This is a genomic window from Sinobacterium caligoides, assembly GCF_003752585.1.
In the GTDB taxonomy this organism is placed as follows: domain Bacteria; phylum Pseudomonadota; class Gammaproteobacteria; order Pseudomonadales; family Sinobacteriaceae; genus Sinobacterium; species Sinobacterium caligoides.
Genome location: NZ_RKHR01000005.1, coordinates 239,494 through 254,758, shown reverse-complemented (window position 1 = coordinate 254,758; position 15,265 = coordinate 239,494). Strand labels below are relative to the sequence as shown.

The 15,265-nt window shown below is 48.4% G+C and carries 14 protein-coding genes; 11 read left to right on the top strand and 3 right to left on the bottom strand.

Annotation, left to right across the window (positions count from 1 at the left end; all coding sequences use genetic code 11):
* Positions 1-129: 129 nt before the first annotated feature.
* On the top strand, positions 130-534 hold the full coding sequence (locus EDC56_RS13445) for an NINE protein (RefSeq protein WP_123713090.1): 405 nt from the start codon (positions 130-132) through the stop codon (positions 532-534).
* Between the two features lie 13 nt (positions 535-547).
* On the opposite strand, the gene EDC56_RS13440 is transcribed toward EDC56_RS13445, so the two are convergent.
* Complete coding sequence (locus tag EDC56_RS13440) at positions 548-2,848, bottom strand: mechanosensitive ion channel family protein (RefSeq protein ID WP_123713089.1); 2,301 nt, start codon at positions 2,846-2,848, stop codon at positions 548-550.
* Between the two features lie 368 nt (positions 2,849-3,216).
* Between EDC56_RS13440 and EDC56_RS13435 the strand changes: the two genes are divergently transcribed.
* The 6 genes from EDC56_RS13435 (at position 3,217) to EDC56_RS13410 (ending at position 7,591) form a co-directional block, all read left to right on the top strand.
* On the top strand, positions 3,217-4,041 hold the full coding sequence (locus tag EDC56_RS13435; RefSeq protein WP_123713088.1) for an META domain-containing protein: 825 nt from the start codon (positions 3,217-3,219) through the stop codon (positions 4,039-4,041).
* Between the two features lie 54 nt (positions 4,042-4,095).
* Positions 4,096-4,497 carry a hypothetical protein gene (locus EDC56_RS13430; protein ID WP_123713087.1) on the top strand — a complete coding sequence of 134 codons (402 nt, stop codon included), beginning with the start codon at positions 4,096-4,098 and terminating at the stop codon, positions 4,495-4,497.
* A gap of 83 nt (positions 4,498-4,580) precedes the next feature.
* Positions 4,581-5,045 (top strand): Cys-tRNA(Pro) deacylase, encoded by a 465-nt coding sequence (ybaK, locus tag EDC56_RS13425; protein WP_123713086.1) that lies wholly within the window; start codon positions 4,581-4,583, stop codon positions 5,043-5,045.
* An 84-nt stretch (positions 5,046-5,129) separates the two neighbouring features.
* Positions 5,130-5,846 carry a DUF3581 family protein gene (locus tag EDC56_RS13420; protein ID WP_245980703.1) on the top strand — a complete coding sequence of 239 codons (717 nt, stop codon included), beginning with the start codon at positions 5,130-5,132 and terminating at the stop codon, positions 5,844-5,846.
* A 113-nt stretch (positions 5,847-5,959) separates the two neighbouring features.
* Positions 5,960-6,403: a gamma-glutamylcyclotransferase family protein gene (locus EDC56_RS13415; RefSeq protein WP_148059412.1), complete on the top strand. Its 444-nt coding sequence runs from the start codon at positions 5,960-5,962 to the stop codon at positions 6,401-6,403.
* Between the two features lie 198 nt (positions 6,404-6,601).
* Positions 6,602-7,591, top strand: a complete 990-nt coding sequence (locus tag EDC56_RS13410; RefSeq protein WP_123713084.1) for a YhdH/YhfP family quinone oxidoreductase — start codon at positions 6,602-6,604, stop codon at positions 7,589-7,591.
* Between the two features lie 69 nt (positions 7,592-7,660).
* Here EDC56_RS13410 and EDC56_RS13405 read toward each other — a convergent pair whose 3' ends face one another.
* Both EDC56_RS13405 and aptA read right to left on the bottom strand, forming a co-directional pair.
* On the bottom strand, positions 7,661-9,160 hold the full coding sequence (locus EDC56_RS13405) for a CoA-acylating methylmalonate-semialdehyde dehydrogenase (protein ID WP_123713083.1): 1,500 nt from the start codon (positions 9,158-9,160) through the stop codon (positions 7,661-7,663).
* Positions 9,161-9,230: 70 nt separating this feature from the next.
* Complete coding sequence (aptA, locus tag EDC56_RS13400; protein ID WP_123713082.1) at positions 9,231-10,556, bottom strand: omega-aminotransferase AptA; 1,326 nt, start codon at positions 10,554-10,556, stop codon at positions 9,231-9,233.
* A gap of 344 nt (positions 10,557-10,900) precedes the next feature.
* Between aptA and EDC56_RS13395 the strand changes: the two genes are divergently transcribed.
* The 4 genes from EDC56_RS13395 (at position 10,901) to EDC56_RS13380 (ending at position 15,255) form a co-directional block, all read left to right on the top strand.
* Entirely contained in the window at positions 10,901-11,446 is a 546-nt protein-coding gene (locus EDC56_RS13395) for a cupin domain-containing protein (protein WP_123713081.1), read from the top strand.
* 217 nt (positions 11,447-11,663) lie between these two features.
* Positions 11,664-12,431: a gamma-glutamyl-gamma-aminobutyrate hydrolase family protein gene (locus tag EDC56_RS13390; RefSeq protein WP_123713080.1), complete on the top strand. Its 768-nt coding sequence runs from the start codon at positions 11,664-11,666 to the stop codon at positions 12,429-12,431.
* A 73-nt stretch (positions 12,432-12,504) separates the two neighbouring features.
* Positions 12,505-13,839 carry a glutamine synthetase family protein gene (locus EDC56_RS13385; RefSeq protein ID WP_342770047.1) on the top strand — a complete coding sequence of 445 codons (1,335 nt, stop codon included), beginning with the start codon at positions 12,505-12,507 and terminating at the stop codon, positions 13,837-13,839.
* 42 nt (positions 13,840-13,881) lie between these two features.
* Entirely contained in the window at positions 13,882-15,255 is a 1,374-nt protein-coding gene (locus tag EDC56_RS13380; RefSeq protein ID WP_123713079.1) for an aspartate aminotransferase family protein, read from the top strand.
* Positions 15,256-15,265: the final 10 nt, after the last annotated feature.

The following is a 15,265-nucleotide window of genomic DNA, read 5'->3' as shown; positions in this document are numbered from 1 at the left end:
GCAAAAAAGTAATTTGGGTAAGCAGTGGCTTGACCTATGACAATATCATGGTGCATGTTAGTCGTTTTAATCAGCTTACCCGTTTATAAGGGAAGCTAAATAGATAGTCTTTGGACTGAGGTATACCGTATGAATAATAGTGGCTCAACGACGCATTCTGTTCTATTAGGTTATGTGATCTGGATATTTGGCTTTTTAGGCGCGCACCGCTTCTATTACGGCAAGCCAAAGACTGGGACGCTGTATTTTTTTACGCTAGGTTTGTTTTTTATTGGCTGGATAATCGACCTATTCCTGATTCCTGCGATGCACGATGAAGCCGATCGACGTTTTGCACAAGGGGCTTACAATTACTCGGTGAGCTGGTTGTTATTGACGTTCCTTGGATTGTTTGGCGTGCATCGTCTTTATATGGGGAAGTGGGTCACTGGCATCCTCTATTTTTTCACGGCTGGTTTGTGTGGGCTTGGTTGGCTGTATGATCTTTGGACCTTGAACGGCCAGGTCGATGAACTAAATCGCCAATCTTATTGATTGTGCTGCAGGGTTAGGTCGGTTGTATCTCGGGGCGAGGGGCGCACTCTAGCTTCACGTGGCTGTTCTCGATCAAGCGCATGATCTTCATCGTCAACTCATGGCGTTCACGGTAGAACTCACGCTCAACGGTCATGTTTAGATAGCAGCGAATGCGCAACCTCACACCTGACTCATGAAAACCGTGGGCGCCGACAAAGAGCCACTTGCCATCGACGAGAGGTTCCTCCTCAAGTAAGCGCTGAATATCATTGGAGAGTGTTGCGATATCGTTCGCCGCAGTATTGTTGGCAATTTTAAGATAGAGATCGACTAGGGAGCGCTGCTTACGCGTGCGGTTACAGATGATATCTTTTGATACCAGGCTGTTAGGTATGATCACCACCGCCTCATTTTCTGTGCGAATCTTTGTCGAACGTAGGCCAACGGCCTCAATACGCCCGGTATATTCACCGATGACGATCTTATCTCCTGGGCTAAATGGGCGGTCGGCGAGGATGACGGCCGAGCCAAAGAAGTTGGCGATAGTGTCTTTGGCGGCGATGGCGAAAGCAAGCCCGCCAATACCGAGCCCTGCGATGACTGTCTCATAGGGGATGTTGAAAATCTCGGCGAAAGCGATAGCTCCGGAGATAAACAGCACGAGTTTGCTTAAACTACCCACTAGGGTGATGAGAATGTCGTCAAGTAGCGTCGTGGTTGAATGAGCCTTTTCTAATAGTATTCGCTGTATTTTATTAACAACAGAGAGCGCTAGCCAAATGCCGCCAACCACAATGAATGAGGCGCTAATTGTGCGAATGAGTGTAAATAGGTAGTCGGGGATTCCCAGTATGATGAAACCATAGGACCACAAACTGCCGGTGATCAATAGGGTGCAGGGGTGACCAAACGTTGCGTTGGCATCACGTCGAGTGGGCTGGGCAAGAATTGGTATTCGCTGACAGCTGTGTGTGATGAGTGAAGAAGCTAGCAGAGCCAGCCAGCCTCCAAGGAAGATGAAACTGATGCCGGCGATGAATTGCCAGAGCTCCAATAACCACACCCGCTTGGTAAGCCAAGGGCTCCACTGTTTGATTAAGTGGCGAATCGTGAAAAAGACGGTGGTGTCGTTAATCGCTTGTGAGCCGACCACTGTCGGCAGTGGCTCAAGCGTATCGTGTAGCTCGCGAATCGTCGCAATAGTGTCTGGGGTAAATTGCCAGATCTTATGGCCGTCAACATCCGTTTTTGGAGCAATGACAATATTGCCACGTGGGTGTTGGAAATAGACGAAAGGGGTATCGCTGTTGGGGTCGTTGGGAATCTCCTGCCAGATAATAAAAGTAATACGATTGAGACTCTGCATTAAGTATTCAGCGATAATAGGAGTTTCCCATTCTCGAACGTTGATTGGAACGGCACTGAGATCGAGGGTGCGTAATACATCAACTTTACCGCCTTTATCCCATGCGTAGAACTGCTCGACAAAAGTGCGCAAGGTGTCTCTGGGGGTGGCGAGATCAAGGTGTTTCAGAGGGTTGATCTCAGGTTGACCAAGCTTCTCAAGCTGGGCATCTAAGGTGAGTTTCAGTGTCGTAAAGTCTGGGAGCGCAATTTTCCATACGCCATTTTGATTAATGAACTGAACGTCAAAGGTATCACCACTTATTAACGGCAGTGTCAGTTGGTAATGCTGCTGATCGACCTCGTTCTCTATCGTCCATATCCGTAAGTGCGCCTGATCAATGATATAAAATAGTTGCATAGCCCTAATCGTGTAATCACGATAGGGCTGATCGATGTTGTCGAGGTCTATATCGAGCGTGGAGAGCAGCTCGTCCATCAGGTTTAGATCGCCGGCGTTGATGGCGTTAGCTAAGGTGAGGAAGCTACGCATCGTCTCTCTTGGATCGGTAGTATTAACGGATGGCGGCTTAACAGAACGACTTACATCGATACGCTCTCCGTTCCACCACTCGCCGTTATCAAAGCGCCCAGAGAAGGTTTCTTTATCAGGCGCCATGACGAAAATAAAGTGGCCACTGGCGTTGGCTTGCGACCACTTGCCTGTGAGCTGGTCACCTTTAATGGTGGCTCTTATATAGCCATCATATGGCTGGTAGTAGCCAGTCACTTTATTGCCATCTTGTTCGATTTGTAGCTGAGCACCACCACTGCGCCAGACAGTGTTCCAGCGCCCTTGCCAGGTATTATCCGCGTAGGCTGACAAGCTAATAAGACAGGCTAATAGCAGAGTAGCAATAACGAAGCCTAATGGTGCCGTGCTCAATGTGTTTTTTGGTCTATCTTTAATACACTTTAACCGCTTCATGCCCGTGCAATGTCTATAGTCATAGGATAAATAAAGAATAGTCGTCAAAAACTGTGTTTGCGTAGGTCGTTTAATCGACAAATCAATGGGGGATAGGTAGTTTCCACTATTGGATTATGTACAAAAGTTAATATTATGGTTGCTCTGGATTGTATGACTCAAAGAATCCTTTGCTGGTGGCAATGATATTTTTCATTTAGTTTGAGCTAACGATGATTCCAGCTTGTGTAGCGTAGAGCCGTCTCGTGGTAATAGGCTGGCGTGGTTCATTGTCAAAGCAGAGTACCGATTGAGCAGGTTAAAAATGCTAAATATTTAAGCCCGCGGCAGACCATAATTTAAATATAGAAATATAAACGGGAGAGACCATGTTACGTAAATCTTTAATGGCTGCTTACCTAATAGCTGGGGCAGTATTTCTAACTGCTTGTGATAGCCGGTCAGTTGATAAAGCAGATGAGCCTGATATGAAGAAGATTACGACAGAGATCATGTATCGAGAGCGCATGGCCTTACCTCCTGGCGCCGAGTTGACGGTGAGCTTTGCTAATGTAGCTAAGATGGATGTTGCAGAGGAGCTCGTTGCTAAAACGACTGTAACAGAGCTTGGAATGCCTCCCTATGAGGTTGAGTTACCTTATGATGCTAACAAAATTGATCCAAAGGGGCGATATTCTGCACGTGCTGTAATTAAGCTAAATGACCGATTGATTTATACTACTGACACCAGCAATGACGTCTTCGCTTCTGATGAAAATGGTAAGGTTCAATTGATGTTAAAGCGTGTGGGAGGAGGGCATGAAGCCGCTCACAAAAGTGCGGCGAAGCAGGTGTCTTCAAACGCTAGCTTGACCAACACCTATTGGAAGTTGATGACATTGAACGGTGAGAGTGTTGATGTCGGCGCGGGTGACAAAGAGGTTTACCTGCAACTAATGAGCGAAAACAAGGCAATACGTGGTTTTTCTGGTTGTAATCGTTACATGGGAGAGTATCGTATTGGTTCAGATGGTTTAAAATTTGGTCCGATTGGCAGCACAATGAAAGCTTGTATGAAAGGTATGGAGCTTGAGCAGAGCTACCTTAAGGCGCTTGAGGATATGCATAGTGTTGTTGTTAGAGGTGAAACATTGACGATGAAAAATCACGCCGGTGATGTAGTCGCAAGTTTTGAGTCACGTTATATGCAATAGTAAGCGTATGTTCGAAGATATTTCTTAGCGTAGTAGGATAATTTAGGTATTGAGATGAAGCGTTTAATTTTACCTGGCATAGCATTGGCATTCGCGTCGCTGGCTGCTTGTAGTGGCCAACAAGCAAATAGCGAGGGTGATGTAGCGCAGGAGAAACTGCCTACTTTAAATAGTATTACCTCTGCAGGTCGAAGCGCAGCCGATGCGATTTTGAGTCAGCATAATGTAGAGCAGGTAACCAATGATCATCTTGAGTTAACCGGTACACAATCCAATATGATTGAACTTGGCCTTAATCACGCCAACGACCCGTTGAAGCTGGCGCGCAACAACGCCGATATGATTTGCCGTTATGAGCTCGACTATCGGCGTGGCATTGAGCTAGGTTTAATAGGTCATGCTGGTGCCGATTACTATGGCGAGTGTGCGACGATAACTAGTACACTGTTGAAGTAATCATTCGTGTATTGAAAACACCCTTCAAAGGGTGTTTTTTTTTGTCTAGATAAAACTAAAATATAATAGAGTTGAGGTGGTTTATGACTCCAGGTGTAAAGGTGGTTAAACGAGCGGGCGTGGACTTTAAGCTTCACCAGTATGAGCATGATAGCCAGTCGAAATCCTATGGTCTGGAGGCGGCTGAAATGCTTAACTTGCCGGTCGAGCGGGTCTTTAAAACGCTGGTGCTAAAGTTATCGACAGGTAGACTGGCGGTTGCTGTACTTCCCGTAGGAGAACAGTTAAATTTGAAGCGTTTTGCTTCGGCCGTTGGCGATAAGAAGGTTGCCATGGCAGACCCGCAGGAAGTCGAACGCAGTAGTGGTTATGTTCTTGGCGGGGTTAGCCCGATTGGGCAAAAGAAAGCACTGCCTACAGTGCTTGATGACAGTGCGCAAGCCTGTGAGACAATTTTTGTCAGCGGTGGTCGCAGGGGGCTTGAAATTGAACTACAGGCTAATGATTTGTTGCCGTTAGTTAGGGGCAAGTTTGCTGCGATTACCTAGAGTGATTGTTTTAATACTTTTTCATCGAGAGCAATCACTGTACCATGGACGCTTTATTGTTCTAAATTACCACAAAGTTACCCTATGTCTATGTTTATAAATGAATATTGCGACGCTCTTGATGCGGGTCGTTTCTCTTTTAGTCGACAGCAGTCAAGCCGATTTGCGAAGGAAATTGCTAACGACTTCAACCCGATACATGATGTATCAGCCAAACGCTTCTGTGTGCCAGGGGACCTATTATTCGCTAAGGTACTGGCGTCGAAGGGGCTTTCAACTGAGATGAAGGTAACTTTTGGTGGTATGGTGCCTAATGACCTCGAACTGGAGGTTATTGCTCGTTCTGCGGGGGCGTTGACGATTAATGATCTTAAAGGTAAGGAATATCTTGCGGCAGAATATGCCGGTGATGTGAGTAATGATCAAGGTTTGATTGAAAAGCTGACACGGAGCTATGTAGCCTTCTCTGGCAAGACTTTCCCCCACGTGCTTGTTCCTTTGATGAAAGAGAACAATGTCATGATCAATGTGGCAAGGCCGCTGGTCATCTACGAGAGCATGTCGGTGCAGCTTGATACGCTGGCATTGCAGGAGCCGATATTGAAGGCTGCGGGAGCCGAGCTCAGTGTTAATGGTAAGCGTGGTAATGTTACTTTGCACTTTCAGTTTGAAGATCAAGGGAAGGTCGTCGGAAAGGGGAGTAAGTGCATGGTAATGGCAAATTTACGTGCTTACGAACAAGCCGACATCGACCAACTAATTGTCACTTATAATGAAGCTAAGGCAAGCTATCAGGGATAATTTTTACTAGCAGTGGGCGCTGTTGGTCGTAGCGTTTTGTTCGTTTACGCTATAGGATTAACAGCGCTAACGACGGTTGGCGACTCTTGTTATTTTATATTGAGAGCTATTCAATGAATGTCTTTGCTTATGGTTTATTGAAATACCCCGATATGCTGACGACGCTACTCGGCGAGCGCATTCAGCTTTGCCAAGCGACCTTACCCGATTACAGCAGGCGAACCATTAAAGAGGCAGAAGTGCCTGCGGTGGCAGTTGTGATCCCTAAGACTGGCGAGACGGTCGAGGGTAGCTTGCTACTGGATGTTGATGAGCGGGGGATTAAAGTTCTCGATGCCTTCGAAATGCTTGAGCAGGGCTGGTATCGACGTGATACCGTCCAGGTCCAGGTTGCCGATGCAGAGGAGGTTGTAGAGGCGCAAGTCTATTTGGCTGGTCCTGCTATTACAGCGTATTCTAATGGTGACTGGGATGAGTCGGCCTTTATCGAAAAGCATTACCAAGCCTATATCGAGACAATTATCCCTGCATTTCTAGATGAAATTAACATTAGTTAGAATGTTAACGGATTGCTTAGTTAAAGTTTATTCTTTTGAGTAATGGTGCTGCGGCTGATCAAGGTAGAGAGTCGTTTCTCGTGATTAGATTGCCGCAATGACGCAATACTACTGGGGCGTCCTAAAAGGTTAATTATCGGACAGCATCTTGGTCGCTCTGGGTGACCATAATACGTTGATCATAGGAGCGGAGAGAAGATGGCATTATTTAGGGCATTGCAAACAACTCAAGATGAAAAAGAATTTACGACAAGGCTAATATCATTGCCAGCTCTAGAGGCTGAGGATGATGGCCTCGTGGTGAGTGTTGCTTACTCATCGATTAACTACAAAGACGGTCTCTCTGCTGCCGGTAACCCGGGAGTAACGAGAAAGTTTCCTCATATCCCAGGTATCGATGCTGTGGGAACGGTTGTTGAATCTAAAAGCTCATTGTTTTCAGCAGGTGATCGTATTCTGGTGACAGGGTATGACCTTGGAATGAATACTGATGGTGGGCTCGCCGAACAGCTTAAAATTCCAGCGGCATGGGCGTTAAAGCTACCCGAGCAGTTGACAAACTTAGATGCGATGGTGCTGGGCACTGCAGGCTTGACAGCTTTTCTATGTTTAGATCGTTTGGAGCGAGCAGGTCTTGAGCCTGGTGCCTCTATCGTCATCAGTGGCGCGGGCGGCGGCGTTGGCTCTGTTGCGGTAGCACTAGCCTCGCTGAAGGGCTACAAGGTGACTGCTGTCAGTGCGAAATCGGAGCAACACGATTGGCTTAGTGCTTTAGGAGCTGCAGAGATCATCGGCCGTGAAGAGTTGTCGCTTAATAACCCTAGGCCGTTGTTGAAGCCTCGCTGGGATGCAGGTATTGATTGCGCAGGTGGTGACACGTTGGCGAATATGGTTAAGTCTGTTGCCTACGGCGGTAGCGTCGCTGCTTGTGGTCTAGCGCAGAGCACTGAGCTGCCATTGACAGTACTGCCATTCATCCTTAAGGGCGTTGCTTTATTAGGCGTTGACTCGGTGGAGCTGCCGCTGGCGACTAAGCAGGCGGCGTGGCAGAGTATTGCTGCACTTGTTGACGGCATGCCAATGGCGAAGTTACATCAAGTGATTAACTTAGAGCAGGCATTGGTCGCATTGCAAGAGGTGCTGACAGGTTCAGTGCGAGGCCGCCTAGTAGTCGATGTACAAGCATAAATTAACTTTGCTTGAACAATAAAAAGCCCAGCATATGCTGGGCTTTTTATTGCCTTATGATTAGCTCGACTATTTCATCGTCGGCATGGTGAACTCGGCTTGCAGGTTTTCTGGCCAGCGCTGCGTGACCGTTTTCATACGAGTATAGAAGCGTACGCCGTCGTTGCCATGCATGTTAAGTGGTCCGAAAACAGAGCGTTTCCAACCGCCAAAGCTGTGGAAGGCCATGGGTACGGGAATCGGCACGTTGATACCGACCATGCCAACGTGAATACGGTTGGCATAGTTTCTAGCGGCGCCACCATCACGGGTGAAAATGGCGGTGCCGTTGGCGTATTCATGGCTATTGATTAACGCTATGGCTTCTTCTAGCGTCTCAACTCTTACCACGGCAAGCACAGGGCCGAAGATCTCTTCTTGGTAGATACGCATTCCCGGCTTAACGTTATCGAAAAGACAGCCGCCGATAAAGAAACCCTCCGCGCCATCCGTGGTTGCAATGTTGCGCCCATCAACGATAAGGTCAGCCCCTTCAGCGACACCCTGATCGACATAGCCAGTTACCTTATCGAGGTGTGCTTTGCTGACGAGGGGGCCCATCTCCATCTCTTGTTGGTGACCAATGCCGTTGCCGATACGGAGTGCCTTTACCTTGGGGGTAAGCTTTTCGATGAGTGCATCGGCAGTCTCGTCACCGACGGCGACGGCGACGGAGATAGCCATGCAGCGCTCTCCCGCGGAACCGTAAGCCGCGCCCATCAGTGCGTTGACTGTGCCATCGATATCGGCATCAGGCATAACCACCATGTGATTTTTGGCACCACCAAGTGCCTGGGCACGCTTGCCATATTTGGCGGATTCATCATAAATGTATTGCGCGATAGGAGTTGAGCCGACGAAGCTAATCGCACTAACATCAGGGTGTTGGATCAGAGTGTCGACGGCAAACTTGTCACCGTTTAATACGGTGAATACTCCCTTTGGTAGGCCTGCTTCGGTCAGTAATTCTGCAATGCGCATGGCGACGGAGGGGTCGCGCTCCGAGGGTTTGAGGATGAAAGTGTTGCCGCAGGCAATTGCAACTGGGAACATCCACATGGGGACCATGGCGGGGAAGTTGAAGGGGGTAATGCCGGCGACAACGCCGAGTGGCTGCATTAGAGAGTAAGAGTCGACTCCACGTCCTACATCGGTAGAGTGCTCGCCTTTAATGAGGTGGGGGATACCGCAGGCAAATTCGACCACCTCTAGACCTCGGGTAAGTTCACCTTTGGCGTCTGAGAAAACCTTACCGTGTTCAGCGGTGATCATGGCAGCGAGCTCATCGCTATGTTGCTCGAGCAGCGCTTTGAAACGAAATAGCACGCGGCTACGATTTAGTGGTGTCGTCGAAGCCCAGCTATTAGCGGCTGCGGTAGCACTTGCAATTGCCTTATCGCAGTCTTCAGCCGTAGCGAGAGAAACTTTATGCGTGACCTGAGCGGTCGCCGGGTTGAAAACGTCACAAGTGTTGTTGCCTGATGAGGTCGCATGTTGACCGTTTATAAAGTGACCGGTAATGGATGTCATGTTTTTACCTATCTAAAAAGTGAAGTGTCATTGTCGAATATCGGGTGACCGCTCTCGAGTGAGCATAGCATTACTTGCAGGTCGCGATAACTTCAGACAGAGTTCCAAATAGTTGGTCTATATGACTTTTCTCAATGATTAGCGGGGGGCTTAGGGCGATGATGTCGCCAGTGACTCGTACCAGCAAACCGCGTCGGAAGCATTCGGTGAAAACTTCGTAGCCTCGCTCGCCAGGCTTACCTTCGCGGCTTTCTAGATCGATCGCTGCGACTAAGCCATAGTTACGTATGTCTCGTACGTGCTCTAGAGCTGCCAGCGCGTGAGCTGAGTCTTCAAAGTATTGACCCAGTTGGTGTGCTTTACTGAACAACTTGTCGCGCTCATAAATGCCAAGAGAGGCTAGGGCTGCCGCACAGGCAACCGGGTGGCCTGAATAGGTGTAGCCGTGGAAGAACTCGATCATTTCCTCCGGCCCAGTCATGAATGTCTGCTCAATTTTCTCGCTGACGAAGACAGCACCCATGGGTACAGCGCCGTTGCTAAGGCCTTTTGCGGTGGTGATAATGTCTGGCGTGACGCCAAACTCTTGGCTGGCAAAGCAATTGCCTACACGACCGAAGCCGGTGATAACCTCATCGAAAATCAATAGCATACCGTATTTGTCACAGATATCGCGCAGTGTTTGTAGGTAGCCTTCTGCGGGAAGAACGACACCTGCAGAACCCTGTAGTGGCTCGACAATCACGGCGGCAATGGTCGATGCATCATGCAGGGCGACGATATCCTCAAGACGTTGAGCAAGGTCGGCCCCGTGTTTTGGTAGACCGCGGCTGAAGGCATTTAAGTCAATACGTAGGGTGTGCGGTAAGTGGTCTGTACCGGGTAGTAATGGGCCAAACATCTTACGGTTGTTGACCAGCCCGCCGACTGAAATGCCGCCAAAACCAACGCCGTGGTAGCCCTTCTCACGACCCACAAAGCGGGTGCGGCTGGCTTCACCGCGAATACGGTGATAGGCAAGGGCGATTTTTAATGCAGTATCAACCGATTCTGAGCCAGAGTTGGTGAAGAAGACCTTGTTGATGCCGTCGGGGGCGTGGCTCACCAGACGGTTGGCGAGCTCGAAAGCGATAGGGTGACCCAGCTGGAAGCTTGGCGCGTAATCTAGGGTCTCGATCTGTTGCGCGACGGCCTGAGTGATCTCGCTGCGGCTATGGCCTGCGTTACAGCACCATAGGCCAGCAGTACCGTCTAGAATCTGGCGATCGTCGTCAGAGGTGTAGAACATACCCTTAGCAGATTTAAGAAGGCGGGGTGTTTGTTTAAATTGACGGTTTGCCGTGAACGGCATCCAGTAAGCATCCATGTGAGTTTTGTTGTTTGATGGATTGGACATAGTGATGCTCCTTAAAAGGCGATGCTCTATTAGCTTGTTGTTATTGAGATTTAATAGCTTTATAAGCGGTACTAAGCAAATTTCTCTGTTATTGTGTCTGTACTGCAAATATTAGCGAGTTTACTGCGATTTGATGTGAGCATAAGTGTGTTTAATAAATTTTACAAACAATATATTTGATATAATATACTTTACGCTGACCGTTCAATGTAATTGACAGTCATTGAGGTAGTATCCATTAACCTATTTGGCGTAATGTTTTGGTCGAGAATATATGTTTTCTTTGCCTTTTTAGCTTGCTATAAGACTTGTTTAGGCATGGAGACGGAGAGAGGAGAAGTCGTGTGGATGTTGGTGAACGTTTAAAAAAAATAAGGACGGAGTGTAAGCTGTCCCAGCGCGAACTTGCTAAGCGAGTTGGTGTAACAAATAGCACCATCTCGTTAATTGAGCAGAATCGCGTTAGTCCTTCCGTAGGCTCGTTGAAGAAAGTCTTAGATGGTATCCCGATGTCTCTGTCTGAATTCTTTGCTGTTGATATCACAAGTGAAAATCAACAGTTTATCTATAGGCAAGGAGAGCAGCCAGATCTTGGGGCGGAAGGTATTCAGTACCTTTTACTTGGCGCTGATCGCAGCAATAGGCAGATGTCTATTATGCATGAGACCTACCAGGCGGGCACTGATACCGGTGAGGAGACGCTGAGTCATGATGGTGAAGAGGGTGGCTATGTGCTCAAGGGGCAGCTCGAACTGACGGTCGATGGTGAGACACAGCTGCTAGAAGCTGGTGATGGCTATTATTTCGACAGTAAGAAACCGCACCGCTTTAGAAATATAGGCGATGAGGATTGTGAGGTCGTCAGTGCGAATACTCCCCCTTCGTTCTAAACTAAAAAGAGACGCTATTTGAGATTGCACCTCAATAGAGTCGAGTCTCTGTGTTGATTACGCCGACTAAGAGTCGGCGTTTTTGTAAGTGGTGTTGGGCTGCTAGGCTTCCCTTATCGATTATATTGTGACGGCTGTTGAAAAAAATAAACACCGATTGTAAGGTGTATCGACATAAAGAGAAAAACAACCGCAGTACGTTTTATAGGTGTCGATTATGTCTACAGCAGAAAAACCCCTTGTATTGGTCTGTGCAGACCGCCAACAGGTAGGCGTCCACCCCTTCCACATGGCGGGTGAGAAATACATAAAAGCTGTCATCGAGGGGGCGGGAGCGATACCTTTAGTGCTCCCCGCCTTGCCGCATTCCGAGGACATAGTGGCGTTACTCTCGCGCGTTGACGGGGTGTTGTTGACAGGGGCCTACGCGAATATCGAGCCGCATCATTATGGCGCTGATGAGGCCCCTGAGAATGAGTTGAAAGACCCGGCGCGCGACGCGGCAACACTACCGCTGATCCCGCAACTAGTAGCACAGGAGGTGCCGATCTTAGGTATCTGTCGTGGGTTTCAAGAAATTAATGTTGCTTATGGCGGTAGCCTTTTTCATCGCGTGCACGAAAATGAGGGCTTTTTTGACCACCGAGAAGATGGCAATAAAAGCTTAGACGAGCAGTACGCTCCTCTTCACCCAGTTGATGTTGCCCCGGGTGGCTGTCTTCGCAACGTTGTTGGGACAGATCGCTTCATGGTTAACTCGTTGCACGGCCAAGGTATTGAGCGGCTGGGGGAAGGGCTTACCGTAGAAGCCCGTGCAGAGGATGGTTTGGTTGAGGCAATTAGCGTGACAGATGCAAAAGCTTTTACTCTGGCAGTGCAGTGGCATCCCGAATGGAAACTTGCAGAGCATAAAGCTTACGCAGATATCTTTCGTGCGTTTGGTGATGCCTGTCGCCAGCGTTTATCACAACGTGTAAAGAGCTGACCTCCCCTAGGGGGGTATTGTTTGCTCGTTTGATAAAGCCGTAAATATGTCATCAATTAATAAGGTAGCTTCAATGTCGATGTTAGAAATAAAATCCTGGTTGGAAAAAAATAAAATCCTGGATGTTGAGTGTTTAGTACCTGATATAACCGGAAATGCTCGCGGTAAAATCATTCCCGCAGATCATTTTGTTAATGAAGAGGGGATGCGACTCCCTGAAAGTTTGTTTGTGCAAACGGTCAATGGAGAGTGGAGCGATAATTGGGATCAACTCGTCGATGGTGTTGAGCCGGATATCGTGATGTATCCAGATGTTAAAAGTCTGCGCAAGGTGCCCTGGGAGACTGCAACAGCACAAATTATCCACGATGATGTCGACCAGCAGGAAACGTCGATCTTGGCTCGCTCTGTACTCAAACGTGTACTTGCACTCTACGAAGCCGAAGGCCTAAAGCCAATCGTGGCTCCAGAAATGGAATTTTATTTAGTCGCGAAGAACATCGACCCTAACCAGTCTGTTGAACCACCGGTTGGACGCTCCGGGCGTCGTGAGACGGCCTGCCTTTCATACAGTGTTGAGGCTGTCAGCGAGTTTGGCCCTCTTTTTGAGGAGATGTATCGCCACTGTGACGTTATGGGGCTAGACGTTGATACGCTAATTCACGAAGCGGGCACTGCGCAGTATGAATTAAACTTTAAACACGGTGACCCGCTGACTCTGGCAGACGAGGTCTTTACTTTTAAACGCTTGCTGCGTGAGACGGCGATGCGACACGATGTCTACGCCACTTTCATGGCAAAGCCAATGGACGAACAGTCCGGCAGTGCGATGCATATTCACCAAAGTATTGAGGACCTACAGGGGGATAATATTTTTGCGGGCGAGAAGGCGGGAGAATATACAGAGGCTTTTAATCATTATATTGGCGGGCTGCAGAAGTATTTGCGTAAAGCCACGGCCTTAACGGCGCCTAACGTTAACTCTTATCGGCGTTTTATGCGTGATAATTCGGCCCCCATTAATTTACAGTGGGGCGTAGATAATCGTACTGTTGGTCTGCGTGTTCCAATTGCAAACCGTCGTGGTACTCGTATCGAAAATCGTTTACCCGGCGCTGATGCTAACCCTTATATCGCTATGGCCGTTACCTTAGCCTGCGGTTACTTGGGGATGAAAGAAAAACTTACTCCAACAGAGGCGATCACGGGGTCGGCTTACGATGAAGATTTTGATATCCCTCGAAACTTAGAATATGCGTTACGCCTGCTTCAGTCTTGTGACGCGTTGAAGGAGGTATTGGGGGAGCGTTTTGTTAAATCTTATATCTCTATCAAAGAGAAAGAATACGAAGATTTCTTCAGTGTCATTACGCCCTGGGAGCGAGAGCACCTACTGCGCAACGTTTAGATCGTGTCGAGTGTAACTGAATATTAATAATTAGAGGAAGTTATGACTAAGCCAGTCGATAATGCGACAATAAAAAAAATGGATCGTGATCATTATCTGCACCCCTTTAGTAACTTGACTGAGATGAAGCAGGTCGGCAGTCGCATCATCGAGAGAGCTGAAGGTGTTTACCTCTACGATAGTGATGGTCATAGAACGTTAGACGGTTTTGCGGGCTTGTGGTGTGTAAACCTTGGTTATGGACGAGACGAACTCTCAGCGGTTGCCGCAGAGCAAATGAAGCAGCTACCTTATTATAACAGTTTTTTTGGTACCACAAATGCTCCCGCAGCGGAGCTTGCAGCCTTGCTGAAAGAGGTTACGCCTCCACAGTTTAATCATGTTTTCTTTACTGGCTCGGGCTCGGAGTCTAATGATACCGTCGTCCGGATGGTGCGTCGTTACTGGCAATGTCAGGAGCAACCTTCGCGTAAGGTCATTATCAGCAGGAAAAATGCTTATCATGGTTCAACGATTGCTGGTGCTAGCCTTGGTGGCATGGGGTATATGCATAAGCAGGACGAAGGTCTGCCGATGCAGTATGTTGAGCACATCGATCAACCTTATTGGTTTGCGGAAGGTGGAGAGCTGACGCCAGAAGAGTTTGGCCTTGAGCGTGCTGGCCAGTTAGAACAGAAGATTTTAGAACTGGGTGAAGATAATGTTGCCGCCTTTATTGCAGAGCCAATACAGGGGGCTGGCGGTGTTATTGTGCCGCCGGCAAGCTACTGGCCGGAGATTCAACGGATCTGCCGTCAGTACAATATTTTGTTGGTGAGTGATGAAGTTATTTGTGGCTTTGGCCGCACAGGACACTGGTTTGGGTGTGAGCACTTCGGTGTCGAGCCTGACTTGATGTCTGTTGCCAAGGGCATGACGTCGGGTTACCTGCCAATGGGCGGGGTCATCGTCTCTGATAAAGTGGCCAATGTGCTGGTAGAGAAGGGGGGGGATTTCAATCACGGCTTTACTTACTCGGGGCATCCGGTTTCGGCAGCGGTGGCCGTTGCTAATATTAAGGCGTTGAGAGATGAGGGATTGATTGAAGAGGCAGCCAGTGGGAGTGGTGCGTATTTCCGTCAGCAGTTGCAGTTGTTAGCTGAGCATCCTGTAGTGGGGGAGGTTCGCAGTGTCGGGTTAGTGGGGGCGATAGAGCTTTGTGCCGACAAGCAATCACGAGACTTTTTTCCCGATAGAGGGGCAACGGGTACACTATGCCGATTACATGCGCTGGAAAACGGCCTGGTGCTGCGTGCTACAGAGGATACGATGCTGTTCTCTCCTCCGTTAGTGATTAGCCATGCTGAAATTGATGAGATGATGACAATCACACGGGCGAGCCTTGATCATGTGGCCAAATGCCATGGCATGAATTAACGATGAGCGC

What these genes read in the sequence shown, in the direction of transcription:
- EDC56_RS13445 (WP_123713090.1), top strand. Translation starts at nt 130, where the DNA reads ATGAATAATAGTGGCTCAACGACGCATTCTGTTCTATTAGGTTATGTG.
- EDC56_RS13440 (WP_123713089.1), bottom strand. Translation starts at nt 2,848, where the DNA reads ATGAAGCGGTTAAAGTGTATTAAAGATAGACCAAAAAACACATTGAGC.
- EDC56_RS13435 (WP_123713088.1), top strand. Translation starts at nt 3,217, where the DNA reads ATGTTACGTAAATCTTTAATGGCTGCTTACCTAATAGCTGGGGCAGTA.
- EDC56_RS13430 (WP_123713087.1), top strand. Translation starts at nt 4,096, where the DNA reads ATGAAGCGTTTAATTTTACCTGGCATAGCATTGGCATTCGCGTCGCTG.
- ybaK (WP_123713086.1), top strand. Translation starts at nt 4,581, where the DNA reads ATGACTCCAGGTGTAAAGGTGGTTAAACGAGCGGGCGTGGACTTTAAG.
- EDC56_RS13420 (WP_245980703.1), top strand. Translation starts at nt 5,130, where the DNA reads ATGTCTATGTTTATAAATGAATATTGCGACGCTCTTGATGCGGGTCGT.
- EDC56_RS13415 (WP_148059412.1), top strand. Translation starts at nt 5,960, where the DNA reads ATGAATGTCTTTGCTTATGGTTTATTGAAATACCCCGATATGCTGACG.
- EDC56_RS13410 (WP_123713084.1), top strand. Translation starts at nt 6,602, where the DNA reads ATGGCATTATTTAGGGCATTGCAAACAACTCAAGATGAAAAAGAATTT.
- EDC56_RS13405 (WP_123713083.1), bottom strand. Translation starts at nt 9,160, where the DNA reads ATGACATCCATTACCGGTCACTTTATAAACGGTCAACATGCGACCTCA.
- aptA (WP_123713082.1), bottom strand. Translation starts at nt 10,556, where the DNA reads ATGTCCAATCCATCAAACAACAAAACTCACATGGATGCTTACTGGATG.
- EDC56_RS13390 (WP_123713080.1), top strand. Translation starts at nt 11,664, where the DNA reads ATGTCTACAGCAGAAAAACCCCTTGTATTGGTCTGTGCAGACCGCCAA.
- EDC56_RS13385 (WP_342770047.1), top strand. Translation starts at nt 12,505, where the DNA reads ATGTCGATGTTAGAAATAAAATCCTGGTTGGAAAAAAATAAAATCCTG.
- EDC56_RS13380 (WP_123713079.1), top strand. Translation starts at nt 13,882, where the DNA reads ATGACTAAGCCAGTCGATAATGCGACAATAAAAAAAATGGATCGTGAT.